Annotated in this window: 15 protein-coding genes; 6 read left to right on the top strand and 9 right to left on the bottom strand. The window is 70.5% G+C overall.

Annotation, left to right across the window (positions count from 1 at the left end; all coding sequences use genetic code 11):
* Positions 1–146 precede the first annotated feature (146 nt).
* Together ACFO60_RS17475 and ACFO60_RS17470 are read right to left on the bottom strand one after the other, a co-directional pair.
* The gene (locus ACFO60_RS17475; protein WP_380841407.1) at positions 147–1,475 is read right to left on the bottom strand and encodes an MFS transporter; all 1,329 of its coding nucleotides are present in this window, start codon (positions 1,473–1,475) and stop codon (positions 147–149) included.
* On the bottom strand, positions 1,472–2,080 hold the full coding sequence (locus tag ACFO60_RS17470) for an ArsR/SmtB family transcription factor (RefSeq protein WP_380841406.1): 609 nt from the start codon (positions 2,078–2,080) through the stop codon (positions 1,472–1,474). The genes ACFO60_RS17475 and ACFO60_RS17470 overlap by 4 nt, the downstream gene beginning before the upstream one ends.
* A gap of 182 nt (positions 2,081–2,262) precedes the next feature.
* Here ACFO60_RS17470 and ACFO60_RS17465 point away from each other — a divergent pair, with 182 nt between their 5' ends.
* From ACFO60_RS17465 to ACFO60_RS17455, 3 genes are all read left to right on the top strand, one after another.
* Positions 2,263–2,652 (top strand): (deoxy)nucleoside triphosphate pyrophosphohydrolase, encoded by a 390-nt coding sequence (locus ACFO60_RS17465; protein ID WP_380841405.1) that lies wholly within the window; start codon positions 2,263–2,265, stop codon positions 2,650–2,652.
* Positions 2,653–2,758: 106 nt separating this feature from the next.
* The gene (locus ACFO60_RS17460) at positions 2,759–5,509 is read left to right on the top strand and encodes a hypothetical protein (protein WP_380841404.1); all 2,751 of its coding nucleotides are present in this window, start codon (positions 2,759–2,761) and stop codon (positions 5,507–5,509) included.
* A 127-nt stretch (positions 5,510–5,636) separates the two neighbouring features.
* On the top strand, positions 5,637–6,893 hold the full coding sequence (locus tag ACFO60_RS17455) for a superantigen-like protein SSL4 (RefSeq protein ID WP_380841403.1): 1,257 nt from the start codon (positions 5,637–5,639) through the stop codon (positions 6,891–6,893).
* A 146-nt stretch (positions 6,894–7,039) separates the two neighbouring features.
* Here the strand turns inward: ACFO60_RS17455 and ACFO60_RS17450 are convergent, their stop codons facing one another.
* The 7 genes from ACFO60_RS17450 to ACFO60_RS17420 all read right to left on the bottom strand — a co-directional run bounded on the left by ACFO60_RS17450 (position 7,040) and on the right by ACFO60_RS17420 (position 15,095).
* Positions 7,040–7,822, bottom strand: a complete 783-nt coding sequence (locus ACFO60_RS17450) for a succinate dehydrogenase/fumarate reductase iron-sulfur subunit (protein ID WP_380841402.1) — start codon at positions 7,820–7,822, stop codon at positions 7,040–7,042.
* Complete coding sequence (locus tag ACFO60_RS17445; protein WP_380841401.1) at positions 7,822–9,729, bottom strand: fumarate reductase/succinate dehydrogenase flavoprotein subunit; 1,908 nt, start codon at positions 9,727–9,729, stop codon at positions 7,822–7,824. Before ACFO60_RS17445 ends, ACFO60_RS17450 begins: the two co-directional genes overlap by 1 nt.
* A gap of 9 nt (positions 9,730–9,738) precedes the next feature.
* A complete protein-coding gene (locus ACFO60_RS17440; protein ID WP_380841399.1) occupies positions 9,739–10,554 on the bottom strand; it encodes a hypothetical protein in 816 nt (271 codons plus the stop codon).
* Positions 10,555–10,789: 235 nt separating this feature from the next.
* Positions 10,790–11,239: a response regulator gene (locus ACFO60_RS17435; protein ID WP_380841398.1), complete on the bottom strand. Its 450-nt coding sequence runs from the start codon at positions 11,237–11,239 to the stop codon at positions 10,790–10,792.
* Positions 11,232–12,809, bottom strand: coding sequence for a sensor histidine kinase (locus ACFO60_RS17430; RefSeq protein ID WP_380841397.1), 1,578 nt, complete (start codon positions 12,807–12,809; stop codon positions 11,232–11,234). The genes ACFO60_RS17435 and ACFO60_RS17430 overlap by 8 nt, the downstream gene beginning before the upstream one ends.
* Positions 12,806–14,005 (bottom strand): PP2C family protein-serine/threonine phosphatase, encoded by a 1,200-nt coding sequence (locus tag ACFO60_RS17425; RefSeq protein WP_380841396.1) that lies wholly within the window; start codon positions 14,003–14,005, stop codon positions 12,806–12,808. Before ACFO60_RS17425 ends, ACFO60_RS17430 begins: the two co-directional genes overlap by 4 nt.
* Before the next feature lie 151 nt (positions 14,006–14,156).
* Positions 14,157–15,095, bottom strand: coding sequence for a LysR family transcriptional regulator (locus tag ACFO60_RS17420; protein WP_380841395.1), 939 nt, complete (start codon positions 15,093–15,095; stop codon positions 14,157–14,159).
* A gap of 191 nt (positions 15,096–15,286) precedes the next feature.
* Here ACFO60_RS17420 and ACFO60_RS17415 point away from each other — a divergent pair, with 191 nt between their 5' ends.
* From ACFO60_RS17415 to ACFO60_RS17405, 3 genes are read left to right on the top strand one after another with little or no spacing between them, the layout of a single operon-like run.
* Entirely contained in the window at positions 15,287–16,063 is a 777-nt protein-coding gene (locus ACFO60_RS17415) for a succinate dehydrogenase cytochrome b subunit (RefSeq protein ID WP_380841394.1), read from the top strand.
* On the top strand, positions 16,060–17,985 hold the full coding sequence (locus ACFO60_RS17410) for a fumarate reductase/succinate dehydrogenase flavoprotein subunit (RefSeq protein WP_380841392.1): 1,926 nt from the start codon (positions 16,060–16,062) through the stop codon (positions 17,983–17,985). Before ACFO60_RS17415 ends, ACFO60_RS17410 begins: the two co-directional genes overlap by 4 nt.
* Before the next feature lie 59 nt (positions 17,986–18,044).
* Entirely contained in the window at positions 18,045–18,782 is a 738-nt protein-coding gene (locus ACFO60_RS17405) for a succinate dehydrogenase/fumarate reductase iron-sulfur subunit (RefSeq protein ID WP_380841391.1), read from the top strand.
* Positions 18,783–18,823: the final 41 nt, after the last annotated feature.

Below are 18,823 nucleotides of genomic sequence, written 5' to 3'. Positions count from 1 at the left end.
ACGGTTCTCTTCTCGTGTCCCGAGCAATAGTGAAGGAATGCGGTGGGCGACGTACGGGAAATCCGTATTCTGCTGGCTCGTGCCTGTAGGCCTTTATGATGATTTAGTCGATTTGTGAAGTCTTATGAGCAATTTTGCGCTGTTCATCAGGGAAGTGAGGAAGAAAGCGGATTGGTCGTGCGTCCGCGTCCGTGTCGCCTGTCCGGAGTCACCGGATCGCCGGAGGTCAAGGAGCGGATGCGCGGTATCGGCGAGGGCAGCAGCCAGAGCAGCGAAAGCGCTCCGCCGACGGCGGCGATCAGGAGGGTCGCCCGCAGGCCGACGAGGGTGGCGAGAAGGCCGCCGACGACGGCGCCCACAGGGCGTACGCCGTAATTGATGGTGCTGAACGCGCCGGCCACCCGACTGCGCATGCCATCGGGGATCACGTTCGCCTGAAGGGAGTTGAGGTTGACGTCGAACAGCATGACGCCGACGCCGGAGAGGAACTCGACCAGGGCCAACGCTCCGGCGCGAGCCCAGAGGGGGCCGTCCGCGGCGGCGGCGATGGCGATCGGCGCGGGGAACAACACAGCGCCCACGACGATGCTGCGGCCCACGCCGAACCTTCGTGAGATCTTCGGGGCGATCACCGCGCCGAGGAGCGAGCCGATGGCGCCGATGCCGAACGCCATGCCGATGACTCCCGCGGTCAGTCCGAGGTTCCGGCTGGCGAACAGCACGATCAGCCCGCTGCCCGCGACGAAGGTGAAGAAGTTGACGGTCGCCGCGCACCCGAGGGCCGCCCGCAGCACCGGGTGACGGATGACGAACGCCAGTCCCTCTTTGGCGCGCCGCAGCAGCATGGGCGCCGCCTGGTCGTGGGCGACCGGCGGTTCGTCGATCGAAACCCGGCCGACCAGAACCGCGGACGCCAGGAACGTCAGGGCGTCGACGACGATGGCGACGGGAGCGGTCAACGCCTGGACCAGAGCACCACCGATCGCCGGTCCGGCGACGTACGACGCGGACCGGCTGGCGCTGAGCTTGCTGTTCGCGTCGACGTAGGACGACCGGGGCACCAAATGGGCGAAGAACGGCGAGTAGGCGGTATTGAACAGCACCCCTGCGGCGCCGGTCAGCAACGCCACGGCGTACAGATGACTCAGCGTCACCGCCCCCAGCAGATAGGCGGCCGGAAGGGAGAGCAGTACCGCGGCGCGCACCAGGTCCGCGAGAACCATCAGGCGCCGCTTGCCGGCGCGCTGGTCGACCCAGGCGCCGAGGACGATCGCGAGCAGGTTCGGGGCCCAGATGAGCGCGGTCAGCCACGCCACCTGGTCGGCCGAGGCGTGCAGCGCCCCCACGGCGATCAGCGGCAGGGCCAGTTCGGTGATCCGGTCGCCGAACTGCGAGACGGACTGGCCGGCCCAGAAACGACGGAACCGCCGATCACGCCACAGTGATACGGCCACGGCCTGGTCCGCGGCGCTCATGACGTCCCACCGGTCCACTCCCCGGCGCCCTCCGGCAGGACGTAACGCAGCAGCCGGACGCCACGGCCGTCGGCCGGCCGCGCGGCCGCGTCACGCGTCACGTAGGGCGCGAGGACGCGCTCGATCGCGTCCTCGATGGCGGCGAGTTCATGGGCGGAGACGACGACGCGGGTGTCGGCCAGACCCGCGAGCCGTCGCCACGCCGGTTCGAGGTCGGGCTCGATCTCGGCGGCCCACCGGTTCGGCAGGGCTCCGGATCGCAGGAACATCTCCCGGGACAGGACCCGCGCGGCCGACGTGCCCTCCTCATCGTCGGGATCTTCCGGCGTCTCGAACCGGAAGCCGCGCGCCACCGCCTCCCACCGCCGCTGGCGACGGTCCGGGCCGGGTTCGGCGTCGCGGACCAGGCCGAAGCCCGCCAGATGCCGCAGATGCCAGCTCGTCACCGACGGGGTCGCTCCCACGTCGGGCGCGAGTTGCGTCGCCGTCGCCGGCCCGTGCCGCTGCAGGCGCTCGAGGATCGCCAGCCGCACCGGATGTGCCAGGGCCCGCATCGCCTTCGGATCGGTGATCTCGATATCGCCCAGCCGGTTGCCTGTCTCCATATTGTGAGAGTTTCCTCTCACATATTGTGAGAGTCAAGTCTCACGTCTTGGGGAGCAGGCTCGGGGACGGGGGTCGCGCGGCCGGCGATCACCTGAAGCGCGACCGGGGTAACCCTTCACCTTTCGGGCATCAGGGGCTTCCGAGCGCCGAATCGGCGGCGGACTCCTTAGTCTTTACCCGCATGGAGAAGATTGTTGTGGCGGCGGCCATCGTCGAAGGGGGCAGACTGCTGGCCGCCCAGCGCGCCGGTCCTCCGGCGATGGCCGGCGGATGGGAATTCCCCGGCGGCAAGGTCGACCCCGGCGAGAGCGATCACGAGGCGCTGATTCGCGAGTGCCAGGAGGAACTCGGCGTCGGCATCGCGGTCGGCGACCGCATCGGCGGCGACTGGCCCCTCAGCCCCGGTTACGTCATGCGCGTCTGGCTGGCTCGGCTGGTTTCCGGAGTGCCCCACCCCCACGAACATTTGGCGCTCCGCTGGCTGGCCCCTGACGAGCTCTACGACATAGCGTGGCTGCCCGCCGACCTGCCGATCGTCAGGGTCGTCCAAGATCTGATCCCTGAGGGTTGAACCCCGCCGCCGCGTGAGATAACAGTTACAGAAAGTGACGAGTTTGTCGCGCGTCGTATCGGGGGAGTGGGGTTCCGCAGTGGCCGGTTGGTGGCAACGTGCTCGGGTGATGTCCGTCGTCGGCGCTGGCGCGCTGGTTCTAGGAGGCGGAACACCGCCTCTCGTCGCACGCGCGGCGGAACGCGGGTCGACCGACCCGTCCGATTCCGCAGAGAGCGCCAAGCTCACCGTGCGCCTGATGCCGGGCGGCCGTCCGGCCGGGCAGGGCGGGCCCATCCACGCGGGCGACGTGCTCCACTTCCGCGTGCGTCTCGACGGGCAGGCAGGTCACGCCCGGGTGGCGGTGGCCGCGTCCCCGGCCGGCGCGCCGTCCTCGGTCGGCTGCGAGGACTTCGCCCGCACGCCGGTCCAGCCCGCCGCGCGCCTGCAGGTGTGCGACTTCAAAGAGACGGCCGGCACCAAGGACGTCGACGTCGCGGTGCGGGTCCCCGCAGAGGCGGACGAGATCGGCGTCGCCGCGATCGCCCACATGCGCGGCCCCGACGGCGTCCAGTGGATCCGGCGCATGGCGGACGCCAAGCTCCGCATCGACGAGAAGGGGTTCGGCGAGCTCACGACGACCGACGGCACCGCGCCGGGCTCGGCCGGCGCCGAGCACGCGCGGAAGGCGCCCGCGGGCGTGAGCGCGCCGGCCACGGCTGAGACGAGGTCCGGCGGCCGGGCACTGAGCACCGATCAGCCCGAGCTGGCCCGGCTCGTGGCGCTCGCGGAGCGGGACCTGGAGCTCGCGAAGCCCGCGCGGCGGGGCGCGGAGCCCGCGGGCGAGCGCTCCGCCGCCGGTGGCGACGATGACGACACCGACACCAGCGAAGCCGCCGACATCACCGACGACGCCGCGGACACCGACTCCGCCGACGACATCGCTGACATCGACGGCACCGGCACCGGCACCGGCACCGGCAGCACAGGCACGGACGGCACGGGCTACACCAATGTCACCAGCGACGCCCGTGGTACGACCGCCTCGGCGGACGGGCATGCCAAGGCATCCGGCGCACCCGCGCCGGAAGCGAAGTCCGAGCGGAGCGGCGCCACCACCCACAAGCCCGCGAAAGCCGCAACACCCCTGAAACCGGGACAGAGCGCCGTGTCACCCAAGCCAGGGCAGGGCACCGTCCTCCTCGAGCCGGGACAGGAGTCCGCGTCGGCCAAGCCGGAGGCCGGTACGCCTCCCGTGAAGCACGGGGAAGGCGCCATCGCCCTCAAGCCGGAGAAGGGGGGCAAGCCGGCAGAGCCCGGTCCGAGGCAGGCATCCTCCGGTGAAGTCTCCGGCGCCGGGCTCGCGCAGGGCTCCAAGGGAGCGCCTTCCGGGGGCAAGGCCGCTCCGGACGCACCGGAACCCGGCGCGGCTTCCGCGGCCGAGCCCGCCCAAGGCGGGCCCGTCCCGAACGCCGGTGGGCTCGTTCCGAGCATCGGCGAGGTCGTCCCGAGCACCGGTGGTTTCGTTCCGAGCATCGGCGGGTTCGTTCCGAACGCCGGTGGGTTCGTTCCGAACGGCACGTCCGTCGAGGGCGGGGCGGTTCCCGGGGCCGGGCCGGCGCCCGCGGGCGGGTCCGCTCCGAACCTCGAGTCCGTCGAGGGCCGGTCCGCCCCGGAGGCGAAGTCCGCTCTCGCGGGCGGGCCGGTTCCGGAAGGCGAGGCGCGGCCGCAGGGGTGGCCCGTGCCGGATGTCCCGCACGGACTGGCCGGGGAGGCGTCCGTGCCGGACTCCGTGCGCGAGATGGCCGGAGGGCAGCCGGCGCCGGGTCTCTTGGCCCCGCTCCCGGGCGGACCTGACGTCGCGCACCCGTCGCGCGCCGAAGGACGCAAGCGGCACCGGGCGGCGAAGCCCGACGCGTCGCGGGCCACCGCGGACTCCGCGCCCGCCTGGCGCCCCGCGCCGCTGATCCCGCATCCCGCGCCCGGTGTCCAGCCGCGGCCGGAGCAGGTTCTCCAGCCCCGTCCGGTCCGCCTTCCCGCACCCATGCCCTTCCTGGCCCCGATCCCGGCTCCCCAGGTGGCGCCGATGACGAGCGCGAGTGTGCGGCTGCCTCTGGCGGTGCCGCCGGCGCCGCCCGCGCCGGCGCCGAGCCCCGCGCGGGCCAGGGGGCCGATCACCGCTCCGGGCGCCGGCCACAGGACGGCGGGGAAGGCGCATGCGGTGCCTCCCATCCAGGCCCATGGCGTCTTGCCAGGACAGGCCGGGGCCCAGGGACGGCTTCCCGGTCAGGCAGGGGTGGGGCAAGGACGACTTCCCGGACAGCCCGGGGTGGTCGCTCAAGGGCAGGTCCCCGGCCAGGCGGGGGTGCCCGGCCTGGGAGGGGTCCCGGGCCAGGCCGGAGCGCGCGGCCAGGGGGCAGGGCAGGCCGTCCTCGGTCAGGCCGTTCCCGGGCAGGGCGTTCCCGGGCAGGGCGTTCCCGGGCAGGGCGTTCCGGGCCCGGTGGCCGCTCAGGCTCAGGCCGGGGCCGTGCCGCAGGTCGCGGGCGCGCAGCCGGGGGCCGTCCAGCCAGGGGCGGCGCAAGGCATGGTCGCACCAGGGGCCGTCCCTCCGGGGGCCGTTCCCGGGGGTGTCGCGCCGGGGGTCGTTCTTCCGGGGGCCGTTCCCGGCGGCGTCCCGCAGGGGCCTCCCGCGGGCGCTCCGCCGTCGAAGGACGCCGTGCCGGCGAGGCAGGGCGTGATGGCCGACCCCGAGAGCGGCAACCTCGAGATGATCCGCGGCCTGCCCGCGGCCGGAGCCGCAGTGGTGCTCTTGATGGCGGCGCTGTGGCTGCAATTGAGGCTCCGGCGGCGGTTCGCGGCGCGGAAATCCGAGGAGTAGGGCGCGAAAACCGAGGAGTAGAAGGAACTCTGTGGTCAAACGTCCTTTACTGTTACTTTGGCCGGTCTAGTATTTCCTTAGTGATCGGCAAGGTGGCCAGCGGAGGGCAGCGACGGTGAGCGGACGCGTGCGTGTGACGGCAGCGTCCGCAGTGGTGGGCGCGCTGGGGCTGACCGGCGTCGTCCTGCTCGCCACCGCCCCGATGACGGCACCCCGGGCGAACGCGGCCCAGGTCGTGATGGCCGACCCCACTCAGGTGGAGCCGACCGATCCGACCATCACCGACGACCCCGGGGCCGACCCCGAGCCCGAGGGCCCCGATCCCACCGTGACGGTGACGATCACCGAGAGCCCTGACCCGACGGTCACCCGCACGAGGACGGTGACTCCGCGGCCGACCAAGACGGCCACGAAGACCGCGAAGCCCCCGAAGCCCACGGCGTCGGCGACGAAGACGGCTCCGCTCGCGCCGCCGCCCACCATCCAGAACACGCCGACCACCGAGCCGGTGATCCCGTCCAATCCGCCGCTCGTGCCCGCCACGACTCCGGCCGCGGAGTCGCCGGCGCCCGATCCGATGGTGTCGCTCGCCTTGGCGACGCCGACGCCGACGCCGAGCCCTTCGGAGGCGCTGGACGCGGCTCCGTCGTTCGACGACCCGACGCCCGACTCGGTGCCGATCGAGATCCGCAACGCCTCTCCCGAGTACGACCAGCTCACGCTGAGCAGGAAGCTCGCCATCCCCGGCGTGCTGCTGGCCGTCCTGGTCATGCTCGGCGTGCTGATCTTCGAGGGGCGGGTCAGGCGGCTGGCGCACGCGGCGGCGGTCCGCAAGGCGGGCCCCCGTTCGCCGGGCAGGCACCGCGGTGACGACTTCCCCGGCGGCGTGCCGATGCCGGGTTACCCGATCTACCACGGGGGGACGGCGTACGCGCCGATCATCAGCTTCGTGCCGGTGCAGGGATACCCCGGTGTTCCGGGCGCGCCCGGCCAGGGCCCGCAGGGGCTCGGCGGCCCGTTCGACGCGCAGGGTTACGTCCAGCAGGGGTACGCCGCGCCCGACGCTTACGGTGCGATGTACGACCAGCCGGGCGCGCCCGGCCAGATCGCGCTGCCGGCGGGGATGGCCGGCCCCGCCGACCAGTGGCCCCGTGAGGGCGCGGGAGGGCCTTCCGGCCCCGGCGCCGACGCGACCATGACCATGCCCGCCGCGGGCGCGCAGAACGCCGATCAGCCCGCTCCAGTGCTGTGGACGCCGGGGGCCGGCACACCGCCGTCCGACCGGCCGGGCGCCACCCTGCAGGCCCCGCTGCCCGGCGCCGCCCCCGCCGGCGAGCCGCGCGGCGGCATCCTCGGCCGCCTCCGCCGCAAGAAGCCTTCCTGACCGGCTCGCGTGCCGCTCTGACGCTCGCGCGTCCTTTCATGCCTCGCCCGCGGACGGTTCCGCCGGCGCGATAGCGGCCGGCCGGTCCGGGCGGGAAAACGACCAGCCCGAGACCTCGGGGTCTCGGGCTGGGGGGTGGGCTGGGATCAGCCGGTCTTGCCCGCGGTGGAGCCGGACGAGCTCGAGCGCTTGAAGATCTTGTTGCCGAGCCAGACCAGCGGGTCGTACTTGCGGTCGACGACGCGCTCCTTCATAGGGATCAGCGCGTTGTCAGTGATCTTGATGTGTTCGGGGCAGACCTCGGTGCAGCACTTGGTGATGTTGCAGTAGCCGAGACCGTGCTCCTCCTGCGCCGACTGCTTGCGGTCGGTCACGTCGTACGGGTGCATGTCGAGTTCGGCGATGCGCATGAGGAAGCGCGGACCGGCGAACGCCGGCTTGTTCTCCTCGTGGTCGCGGATGACGTGGCACACGTTGTTGCACATGAAGCACTCGATGCACTTGCGGAACTCCTGGGACCGCTCGACGTCGATCTGCTGCATGCGGTACTCGCCGGGCTTGACGCCCTGCGGCGGGGTGAACGACGGGATCTCCCGCGCCTTCTGGTAGTTGTACGACACGTCCGTGACCAGGTCCTTGATGACGGGGAATGTCCGCATCGGGGTCACGGTGATCGTCTCGTCCTCCGTGAAGGTGGACATGCGGGTCATGCAGCCGAGCCGCGGCTTGCCGTTGATCTCCACCGAGCAGGAGCCGCACTTGCCGGCCTTGCAGTTCCACCGCACCGCGAGGTCGGGGGTCTGCGTGGCCTGGAGCCTGTGGATGACGTCGAGGACCACCTCGCCCTCGTTGACCTCGACGACGAAGTCCTCGAGCTTGCCCTCGCCGCCTTCGCCGCGCCAGATGCGGAACTTGGCCTTGTAACCCATCAGGACTCCTTAACGAGCGCGTCGTAGTCCGCCAGTTCTTCGGCGGTGACGTACTTACTCAGTTCCGCCCGGTCGAACAGTTTGATCAGGTCGTCGCGCATGGAAGGCTGCTCGGCCTCCTCGACGGTGACCTGGCCGTCGGAGGTGACCGCGCACCGCAGCAGCTTGCGCCGCCATTCGGCCGACATGCCCGGGAAGTCGTCGCGGGTGTGGCCGCCGCGGCTCTCTTCGCGGATCAGCGCCGCGCGGGCGACGCACTCGGACACCAGCAGCATGTTCCGCAGGTCGATGGCCAGGTGCCAGCCGGGGTTGTAGATGCGCCCGCCCGGCGCGCCGGTGTTGGCGGCGCGCTCCTTGAGCTTCTCGACGACCTCCAGGGCCTCCTTGACCTCCTCGGCCTTGCGGATGATGCCGACGAGCTCGTTCATCGTGCGCTGCAGCTCGCTGTGCACCTCGTAGGGGTTCTCCCCGCCGGTCCGCGAGAGGGGGGCGACGGCCTCCAGTTCGGCGGTCTTCATCGTCTCGGCCGGGGTGACCGGCCGGGCGGCGAGGCCGTCGACGTACCCGGCGGCGCCGGCTCCGGCGCGGCGGCCGAACACCAGCAGGTCGGACAGCGAGTTGCCGCCGAGCCGGTTGGACCCGTGCATGCCGCCGGAGACCTCGCCCGCCGCGAACAGGCCGGGCACGGACGAGGCGCCGGTGTCGGCGTCGACCTCCACGCCGCCCATGATGTAGTGGCAGGTCGGGCCGACCTCCATGGGCTCGGCGGTGATGTCGACGTCGGCCAGCTCCTTGAACTGGTGGTGCATCGACGGCAGCCGCTTGACGATCTCGGTGGCGGGCAGGCGGCTCGACACGTCCAGGAACACGCCGCCGTGCGGGGAGTTGCGCCCGGCCTTCACCTCGGAGTTGATCGCGCGGGCGACCTCGTCACGCGGCAGCAGCTCCGGAGGGCGGCGGTTTCCGGCCTGGTCGTCGTACCAGCGGTCGGCCTCGGCCTCGGTGGTGGCGTACTTGTCCTTGAACACCTCGGGGATGTAGTCGAACATGAACCGCTTGCCCTCGGAGTTGCGCAGCACCCCGCCGTCGCCGCGCACGGACTCGGTGACGAGGATGCCGCGCACCGACGGCGGCCAGACCATGCCGGTCGGGTGGAACTGGATGAACTCCATGTTGATGAGCTTGGCCCCCGCGAGCAGCGCGAGCGCGTGCCCGTCGCCGGTGTACTCCCAGGAGTTGGAGGTCACCACGTAGGACTTGCCGATGCCGCCGGTGGCCAGCACGACCGCCGGGGCGTCGAAGCAGATCAGCCGGCCGGTCTCGCGCCAGTAGCCGAAGGCGCCGCTGATCGCGGCCTCCGGGCCGGGGCCGTCCTTGAGCAGCTGGGTGATCGTGCACTCGGCGAAGACCTTGATGTACGCCTCGGGGTCGCCGTGCAGCTTCTCGTCCTCCTGCTGGAGGGCGACGACGCGCTGCTGGAGCGTGCGGATCAGCTCCAGGCCGGTGCGGTCGCCGACGTGGGCGAGACGCGGGTACTCGTGGCCGCCGAAGTTGCGCTGGCTGATCTTGCCGTCCTTGGTGCGGTCGAACAGCGCGCCCCAGGCCTCAAGCTCCCAGACCCGGTCGGGGGCCTCCTTGGCGTGCAGCTCGGCCATGCGCCAGTTGTTGAGGAACTTCCCGCCGCGCATGGTGTCACGGAAGTGCACCATCCAGTTGTCGGCCGGGTTGACGTTGCCCATGGCGGCCGCGGCCCCGCCCTCGGCCATGACCGTGTGGGCCTTGCCGAACAGCGACTTGCAGACGATGGCCGTTCGCTTGCCCTGCTGCCGGGCCTCGATCGCCGCCCGCAGTCCCGCGCCGCCCGCTCCGATGACGACGACGTCGTATTCGTGACGCTCGATATCCACTGGTGTTCCTTACGCGAACGGGAAGTTGACGATGCCCTTGGCGACGAGCCGCACGTAGAGGTCGGCGATCATGACCGAGTACATGGAGAGCCAGGCCAAAAGCATGTGCCGCCGGTTCAGCTTGGAGACGAAGGTCCACATCTTGTAGCGCAGCGGGTGCTTGGAGAAGTGGTTGAGCCGCCCGGCCGTGATGTGACGGCAGGAGTGGCAGCTCAGCGTGTACGCCCAGATCAGCACCACGTTGACCCACAGGATGATCGTGCCGAGGCCGACGTGGCCCCAGGCGCCGTTCTCGTCCCGCAGGGCCAGCACCGCGTCCCAGGTGAGCACCAGGGCGATCAGGACGGCGCCGTAGAAGAAGTAGCGGTGGATGTTCTGCATGATCAGCGGAAGGCGGGTCTCACCGGTGTACTTCTTGTGCGGCTCGGCCACGGCGCAGGCCGGCGGCGAGAGCCAGAACGCGCGGTAGTAGCCCTTGCGGTAGTAGTAACAGGTGAGACGGAAACCGGCCGGCAGGCCGAGAATGAGAATGCCGGGCGGCAGCGTCCACCAGTCGCCGAAGATGGTGATCCCGAGGAAGCGCGCACCCTCCGGGCAGCTGGACGTCAGGCAGGGCGACGAGAAGGGGGCGATATAGGGCTCGATGAAATAGCTCTTGTCGAAGATCGCCCAAAAGCCGTAGACGAGGAATGACGCGAGCGCCGCGAATGTGATGGCCGGTGCGAGCCACCATCGGTCCGTGCGCAGGGTGCGGACGCCGAACTGGGCCCGCTGCTTCCTTTGCCCCGGGTCGTTGATCGGCCGTCCGGCCGTTGTCTGGGTCATCGGAGAACTCTCCACCTCCCGCGGACCCCTCTGATCTCAAAGGTGGGGGGTCCGGGCTTTCACGTAGGGCTGGATGCCGCGCGCGTCGTGGTTCGCGCCGGTCGCACAGCCGCGCGCGGGCCGGTGGGGGTCTACGTTACGACGGTGGGTACCCCGCGTGTGAGAAGGGTCACTCACTTTTTCGGCCTACCTCGTGTGATTCCTATCACGTCCCTGTCAGGTGCGTGTCACGAGGTCACGGACGTTGACCGTTCCTTGGCAGTTTCACCACCGTCACGAAGAAATCGTCGATCTGACGGACGACCTTGATGAACTGGTCGAAGTCCACCGGCTTGGCCACGTAGGCGTTGGCGTGCAGGTGGTAACTGCGCAGGATGTCCTCCTCGGCCTCGGAGGTCGTGAGCACCACCACCGGGATGCTGCGCAGGTCGGCGTCGGCCTTGATGTCCTCGAGCACCTCCCTGCCGTCCTTGCGGGGCAGGTTGAGGTCGAGCAGGATCAGGTCGGGCCTCGGCGCGTCCAAGTAGGGGTCCTGCTGGCGCAGGAACGCCATGGCCTGCTCGCCGTCGCTGACGACGTGCAGCTTGTTCTGCACCTTGTTGTGCTCGAACGCCTCCTTCGTCAGCAGGACGTCTCCAGGGTCGTCCTCGACGAGCAGGACGTCGATGAAGCGGTAGTCATCCATGCTGATCTCCAGTGCTCGCGGGCAGGGTCCAGCGGAAGGTGGTGCCCGGACTGTCGGGGTCGGGCTCGTCCAGCCAGATCTTGCCGCCGTGGTATTCGACGATCTTCCGGCACAGCGCCAGGCCGATGCCGGTCCCGGGATACACATCCCGGGGGTGTAAACGCTGAAAAATCAGGAAGATTCGATCAGCGTACTTGCTGTCGATGCCGATGCCATTGTCGGCGCAGGCGAACTCCCACGTGTCGCCCTCTTGCCGTGCCGAGATGTGGACACGGGGCAACCGCTCTGAACGGAACTTCAAGGCGTTGCCGATGAGGTTCTGGAGGAGTTGGGCGAGCAGGACACGGTCCCCGTACACCGTCGGCAGCGGGTCGTGCGTGACGACGGCGTCGGTGTCCTCGATCTTCGCCGAGACGTTGCCCACGGCGGTCTCGAGGACCTTCTCCATGTCCGTGGCGGCCTTCTCGCCGCCCACCCGGCCCACGCGTGAAAGGTTCAGTAGATCATTGATGAGGAGCTGCATACGTTTCGCGCCGTCCACGGCGAACTTGACGTACTGCTTCGCGCGCTCGTCGAGCTGGTCGCCGTACCGCTGGTCGAGCATCTGGGTGAAGCTCGCCACCTTCCGCAGCGGCTCTTGCAGGTCGTGGCTGGCCACGTACGCGAACTGCTCGAGCTCGGCGTTGGAGCGGCGCAGCTCGGCCGCCTGGTCGGACAGCAGCCGCTGGGCGTCGGCGGCCCGGCGCCACTCGCGCAGCATGCGCCCGCGCATGGCGTCCACGCGGCCCGACAGCTCCGCCAGCTCGGCCGGCCGGTGCACCCGCAGGGTGTGCTCGAAGTCGCCCTGCCCCACCGCGCGCACCTGCCGGGTGAGCTGGGAGATCGGCCGCAGCACGATGTACCTGACGATGAGCGTGAAGGCCACCGCCGCGCCGACGAACATCGCGGCTATCACGATGAGGATGAGGTAGAAGGCGCGCCAGCCCGCTTCTATGCGCGCGCTGCCGACGTCGTGCAGACGGCCGAGGTTCTTCTGCTGGGCGGACAGGGCCGAGCGCACGGCGGTGAAGCGCCGGGTGTTGACCGGGGCGTAGGCGGTGGCGGTGCCGGTCTTCAGGGTGGGCACCTTGGCGATCACGACGTCGGCGTAGTCGCGGCGCCAGGCCGCCGAGGCGGCGATCAGCCGTTCGTGGTCGGCGCCGACGGTCGGGTCGCCCATGCGGGCCACCAGGGCGCCGAGCCGGGCCGTGGCGGCCGCCTCGGCCCGGACGCCCTCCTGGTAGTCGCGCAGGTACTGGTCTTCGTTGGTGCGCCCGTAGGCGCGGATAGAGCCTTCCTCGGCCGACAGGGCCGTGGAGATCTCCAGGGTGTGCAGGACGGCCGGGTCGATCACGTCGACGACGGACTCGCGGGCGACCCGGAGGCGTTCGACCGTCATGACCGTCACGGCCGTCCCCAGGGTGAAGGCCAGCGCGACGAGCATCCCGGTGATGGCGAACCACCGCCCGAGAGGCAGCCGCCCGACGCCGCTCGGCGGCTCGGGCGCGGGCAGTGGCGCCAGGTCGGTCACGGGGGAGGCCTGCGGCCGACGAGCACGGCCGCCAGGTCGTCGCTGAGCGCGTCCCTGTGCATTTCCTGGACCGAGGTGATGATGCGGTCGAGGTCGATCTCGCCCTGCTCGCGGATGAGGCGGATGAGGCCTTCGGTGCCGAGCAGATCGGGGCCGCCGCCCACCGTCGCCTCGATCAGGCCGTCGGTGTACAGCAGCATCGACCAGTCGTCGCCGAGGTCGAGGTCGATCGTGGACCATTCGACGTTGGTGAAGATGCCGAGCGGCGGGCCGGAGGGGGTGTCGGGCACCACGTCGAGGATGCCGCCGTCCACCCCGCCGCGCACCCACACGGGCGGCGGATGCCCGACGACGTGGAGCCTGGCCTTGCGCAGGCAGGGGTCGATCGTCACCGTGCACATGGTGGTGAAGATCTCGGGCGACTTGCGCTCGTTGCGCAGCACGGCCTCGAGGGTCGTCAGCAGCTCGTTGCCGGTGTGGCCGGCGAGCACGAGCGTGCGCCAGGCGATGCGCAGCGCGACGCCGAGCGCCGCCTCGTCGGGGCCGTGGCCGCACACGTCGCCGATGACGACGTGGACCGAGCCGTCGGGGGTCTGGACGGTGTCCCAGAAGTCGCCCGCCAGCAGGGCCTGGCGGCGTCCGGGCAGGTAGCGGGCCTGGTGCTGCAGCCCGTCGCGTTCCATCTCCTTCTTGAGCATGGGGACGGGCAGCAGGCCGTGCTCCAGGCGGGCGTTCTCGCGGCTGAGGTGCTGGGCGTCGGCGAGATTGCGCTGGGCGAGGTCGGCACGCTTGCGCTCGATGGCGTAGCTGATGGCACGGGCGAGCAGGCGCTCGTCGACGTCCTGCTTGACCAGGTAGTCCTGGGCGCCGGCGGCGACGGCCTCGACGCCGACGTGGGCGTCGTTCAGGCCGGTCAGCACGAGCACGGCGGTGTTCGGGGCCATCGTGAGCACCTGACGGAGGGCCTCCAGCCCCGTGGCGTCGGGCAGCGACAGGTCGACCACCACACACTGCACGTCTTCGGTCAGCCGGTCACGGCTCTCGGCCAGGGTGCGAGCCCAAATGATCTTGGGAGGCGTCGGCGCTCCGGCCAGCAGCTCCTCCACGAGGAACGCGTCACCCGCGTCGTCCTCGATGAGGAGGATGGTCTGCATCTCGTGGGGCGCCGCCGGGGTGCCTGGCGAGAGCGCGGTCACTGATTCCTCTTGAGACGTGATGGTTGACCTTGCCTGTTGCCCTGCACCATATAGCGAAAGTCGTTCCGACGCATGGAAGTAGAAAACCCTGACTCGGGGGTCCAGATGAATATGAAACGCCGTGCATGTACCGTTTTGTAACCCCTGCGCGTTACACGCCCGGAAGGTCGGCGAGCATCACGCCCTGCGGCAGCGATCCCTCCTCCGCTGACTGCGACAGATAAGAGAGAAGCGTAGCGCGGAAGGCCTGCGCGGCCCTGGTCGGTTCGACGTCCTTGCGATGAGCGAGCGCTATTGTGCGGCCGAGCCCCGGCGGGGCCAGGGGAGTGCCCGACAGCCCCGGCCGCCCGTCCAGCACCATCGACGGCACCACAGCCACGCCCAGCCCGGCCTCCACGAAGCGCAGCACGGCGTCCATCTCACCGCCCTCGACGGCGAACCGCGGCTCGAACCCCGCCTGGCGGCAGGCGTTCAACGTCGCCTCGCGCAGGTCGTAGCCGCGGCGGAACATCACGAGCGGGCGGCCGCGCAGCTCTTCGATCTTCACGTAGGCCTTGCGCCCCTGCGCGCCGGACGGTGAGGCGACGACGAGGTTCTCCTTGAGGATCTCCTCGGTCACCAGCGAAGGATCGTTGCTCTGCAGCGGCAGGATGATCAGGGCGAGGTCCAGCTGGCCGCGGGCGAGGTCGCGGACCAGGTCGCGGGACCCGCCCTCCTCGACCAGCAGGTCGATGCCGGGATAGTCGCCGTGGAACCGGGCCAGCACGTCCGCGAGCAGGCCGGCGCACAGCGACGGCGTCGCGCCGAGCCGCACCCGGCCGCGGCGCAGCCCGGCCAGCTCGGCGACCTCGCGGCGGGCGGTGTCGGCGTCGGCGAGCATGCGGCGGGCCAGAGGGAGGAGCGCCTCGCCCGCGGGCGTGAGCGTCACGTTGCCCCGGGCGCGGCTGAACAGCGCGGCCCCGAGCTCGGCCTCAAGGGTCTTGATCTGCTTGCTGAGGGAGGGCTGGGCGAGGCGCATGCGCTCGGCCGCGTGCGTGAAGTGCGAGGTCTCGGCCACAGCGACGAAGGAGGCGAGTTGCTGTAGCTGCACGTTTCCCAGCGTACGGGCTTGTCGCGACCGCACCGGGGTCCCGAGGCGGCGCGACCTGTGAGATTGCTCGCATCGGCGGCGGCACGCGGGCATGCCGTTCTCGCAGAGCCACGGGGAATAGCGCATGGCTATCGAGACCAGGCATTTCGTGACTTGGACGCCTGAGCCGCCCATGCCTAACGTCGGCAAGCGTGACATCGACGATAGAACGAGGCGCCGCCACCCGTGTGGTGACGCCGCGCACCGCACCCCCCCAGACCCCGAAGCGGCCACCGCGCCGCGGCAAGGGGCTGTCCGGCTTCTTCCGGTCGTCCAACGGCAAGAAGGCCGTCATGGCCGTCAGCGGCGCCGTGCTGGTGCTCTTCCTCATCGGTCACATGATCGGCAACGCCAAACTGTTCCTGGGCGCGGAGACCTTCAACTCCTACGCCGAGTGGCTGCGCACCGCCGGGGAGCCGGCGTTGCCGGCCAGGACCTTGCTCACCCTCACCGAGATCGCGCTCGCCGCGGCCGTGGCGCTGCACATGTGGGCGGCGGTCTCGCTGGCCCGCCGCGCGGCCAAGGCGCGCCCGGTCAAGTACGCGGCCAAGAGGAAGTCGCAGGCCGGCGGCTACGTCGTGCACACCATGCGTTACGGCGGCGTCATCATCGTGCTCTTCGTCGTCTGGCACCTGCTCGACCTGACCTTCGGCGTGGTCAACCCCAAGGGCGGCGCCGCCACGCCGTACGACCGCGTCATCGCGGGCTTCGAGCCCTCGCGCTGGTGGGTGACCGCGTTCTACGTCATCGCCATGATCATGCTCGGCCTGCACCTGCGCCACGGCCTGTGGAGCGCCTTCCAGACCCTCGGCCTGGCCGGCGGGCGCACCCGCCACCTGCTCAACGTCGGAGCCGCGATCCTGTCCGCCGTGCTGGTGCTGGGCTTCCTCGCCGTCCCCCTCGCCGTGACGATCGGAGCGGTCAAGTGAACTACAGCGTCGGCGAGCCGATCCGCGACACCAAGGCCCCCGAGGGCCCCATCGAGGACCGCTGGGACAAGCGCCGTTTCTCGGCCAAGCTGGTCAACCCGGCCAACAAGCGCAAGCTCACCGTCATCGTCGTCGGCACCGGCCTGGCCGGCGGCTCGGCCGCCGCGACGCTCGGCGAGCTGGGGTACAAGGTCAAGTCGTTCTGCTACCAGGACTCGCCCCGGCGCGCCCACTCGATCGCCGCGCAGGGCGGCATCAACGCCGCCAAGAACTACCGCGGCGACGGCGACTCGATCCACCGGCTGTTCTACGACACCGTCAAGGGCGGCGACTTCCGCGCCCGCGAGTCCAACGTCTACCGGCTCGCCCAGGTCAGCGTGAACATCATCGACCAGGCGGTCGCCCAGGGCGTCCCGTTCGCCCGCGAGTACGGCGGCCTGCTCGACACCCGCTCCTTCGGCGGCGCGCAGGTGTCGCGCACCTTCTACGCGCGGGGACAGACGGGCCAGCAGCTCCTGCTCGGCGCCTACCAGGCCCTGGAGCGGCAGATCGCGGCCGGGACCGTCGAGATGCACACCCGCCACGAGATGCTCGACCTGGTCGTCAGCGACGGCCGGGCCCGCGGCGTCATCGTCCGCGACCTGGTGACGGGCGAGATCGAGACGCACCTCGCCGACGCCGTCGTGCTGGCGACCGGCGGGTACGGCAACGTGTTCTTCCTGTCCACCAACGCCAAGGGCTGCAACACCACGGCGATCTGGCGGGCGCACCGGCGCGGCGCCTACTTCGGCAACCCGTGCTACACCCAGATCCACCCCACCTGCATCCCGGTCAGCGGCGACTACCAGTCCAAGCTGACCCTGATGTCGGAGTCGCTGCGCAACGACGGCCGGGTGTGGGTGCCGGTGCGCAAGGGCGACGACCGGGCCCCCGGCGACATCCCCGAGGACGAGCGCGACTACTACCTGGAGCGCGTCTACCCGGCGTTCGGCAACCTGGTGCCGCGCGACATCGCCTCCCGGGCGGCGAAGAACGTCTGCGACGAGGGCCGCGGCGTCGGGCCGGGCGGCCTCGGCGTCTACCTCGACTTCGCCGACGCGATCGGCCGGCTCGGCCGCGAGGCGGTCGAGAAGAAGTACGGCAACCTCTTCGAGATGTACGAGCGCATCACCGGCGAGGACCCCTACACCCGGCCCATGCGCATCTACCCGGCCGTCCACTACACGATGGGCGGCCTGTGGGTGGACTACGACCTGCAGTCCACCATCCCGGGCCTGTTCGTGATCGGCGAGGCCAACTTCTCCGACCACGGCGCCAACCGCCTCGGCGCCTCGGCGCTGATGCAGGGGCTCGCGGACGGCTACTTCGTCCTGCCGACGACGCTCGGCGACTACCTGGCCGGCGGCCCGTTCGGCGAGGTCGACCAGGCCGACGTGGACGAGGCGATCGGCCAGGTGACCGGCAAGGTCGGCCGCCTGCTGTCGGTGAACGGCACCCGCACCGCCGACTCCTACCACCGCGAGCTGGGCAAGCTCATGTGGGACTACTGCGGCATGGAGCGCACGGAAGAGAGCCTGCGCAAGGCCCTGGAGCGGATCCCCGAACTGCGCGAGGAGTTCTGGAACAACGTCAAGGTGCCCGGTGAGGAGGAGGGCCTCAACCAGGCGCTGGAGCGGGCCGGGCGGGTCGCCGACTTCTTCGACCTGGCAGAGCTGATGTGCCTCGACGCCCTGCACCGCACCGAGTCCTGCGGCGGCCACTTCCGCGCCGAGTCGCAGACCGAGGAGGGCGAGGCGCTGCGCGACGACGAGAACTTCGCGTACGTGGCGGCCTGGGAGTTCGGCCCCGAGGGCACGCCGGTGCTGCACAAGGAGCAGCTCGACTACGAGTACGTCAAGATGTCCCAGCGGAGCTACAAGTGAGCGCCTGCGCGCGCCCTGAGCTCCCGCTACTTGCGACCGAGGAACGGTAAGCGGAACCCATGAACCTCACCCTGAAGGTCTGGCGGCAGAACGGCCCCGCCGACAGCGGACGGATGGTGACTTATCAGGTCACGGACGTGTCGCCGGACATGTCCTTCCTGGAGATGCTGGACGTCCTCAACGAGCGGCTCATTCTCGAAGGCGACGACCCGGTCGCATTCGACCACGACTGCCGCGAAGGCATCTGCGGCATGTGCGGCATGGTCATCAACGGCGTCGCCCACGGCGAGCAGCGGGCCACGACGACCTGCCAGCTCCACATGCGCCACTTCGAGGACGGCGCGACCGTCACCATCGAGCCCTGGCGCGCCGCGCCGTTCCCCGTGGTCAAGGACCTGGTCGTCGACCGGGGCGCCTTCGACCGCATCATCCAGGCCGGCGGCTTCATCTCCGTGCCCGCGGGCTCGGCGCCGGACGCGCACAGCGTCCCGGTGAAGAAGGACGACGCCGACGCCGCGTTCGACGCCGCCACCTGCATCGGCTGCGGCGCCTGCGTGGCCGCCTGCCCGAACGGCTCGGCCTCCCTGTTCACCGCGGCCAAGATCACCCACCTGGGCCTGCTCCCCCAGGGCCAGCCCGAGCGCGACGCCCGCGTGGTCGCGATGGTCGACCAGATGGACCTGGAAGGCTTCGGCGGCTGCACCAACACCGGCGAGTGCACCGCGGTCTGCCCCAAAGGCATCTCCCTCGACGCCATCGCCCAGATGAACCGCGACTACCTCAAAGCCGCCAAGTAAGCACACGGCAAGAGCCGTACCAGCCCTTCCATCGGGCTCTG

Origin of the sequence: Sphaerisporangium dianthi (assembly GCF_042654065.1) — a bacterium.
GTDB classification, from domain to species: Bacteria; Actinomycetota; Actinomycetes; order Streptosporangiales; family Streptosporangiaceae; genus Sphaerisporangium; species Sphaerisporangium dianthi.
This window is presented reverse-complemented; position numbering and strand designations above follow the sequence as displayed.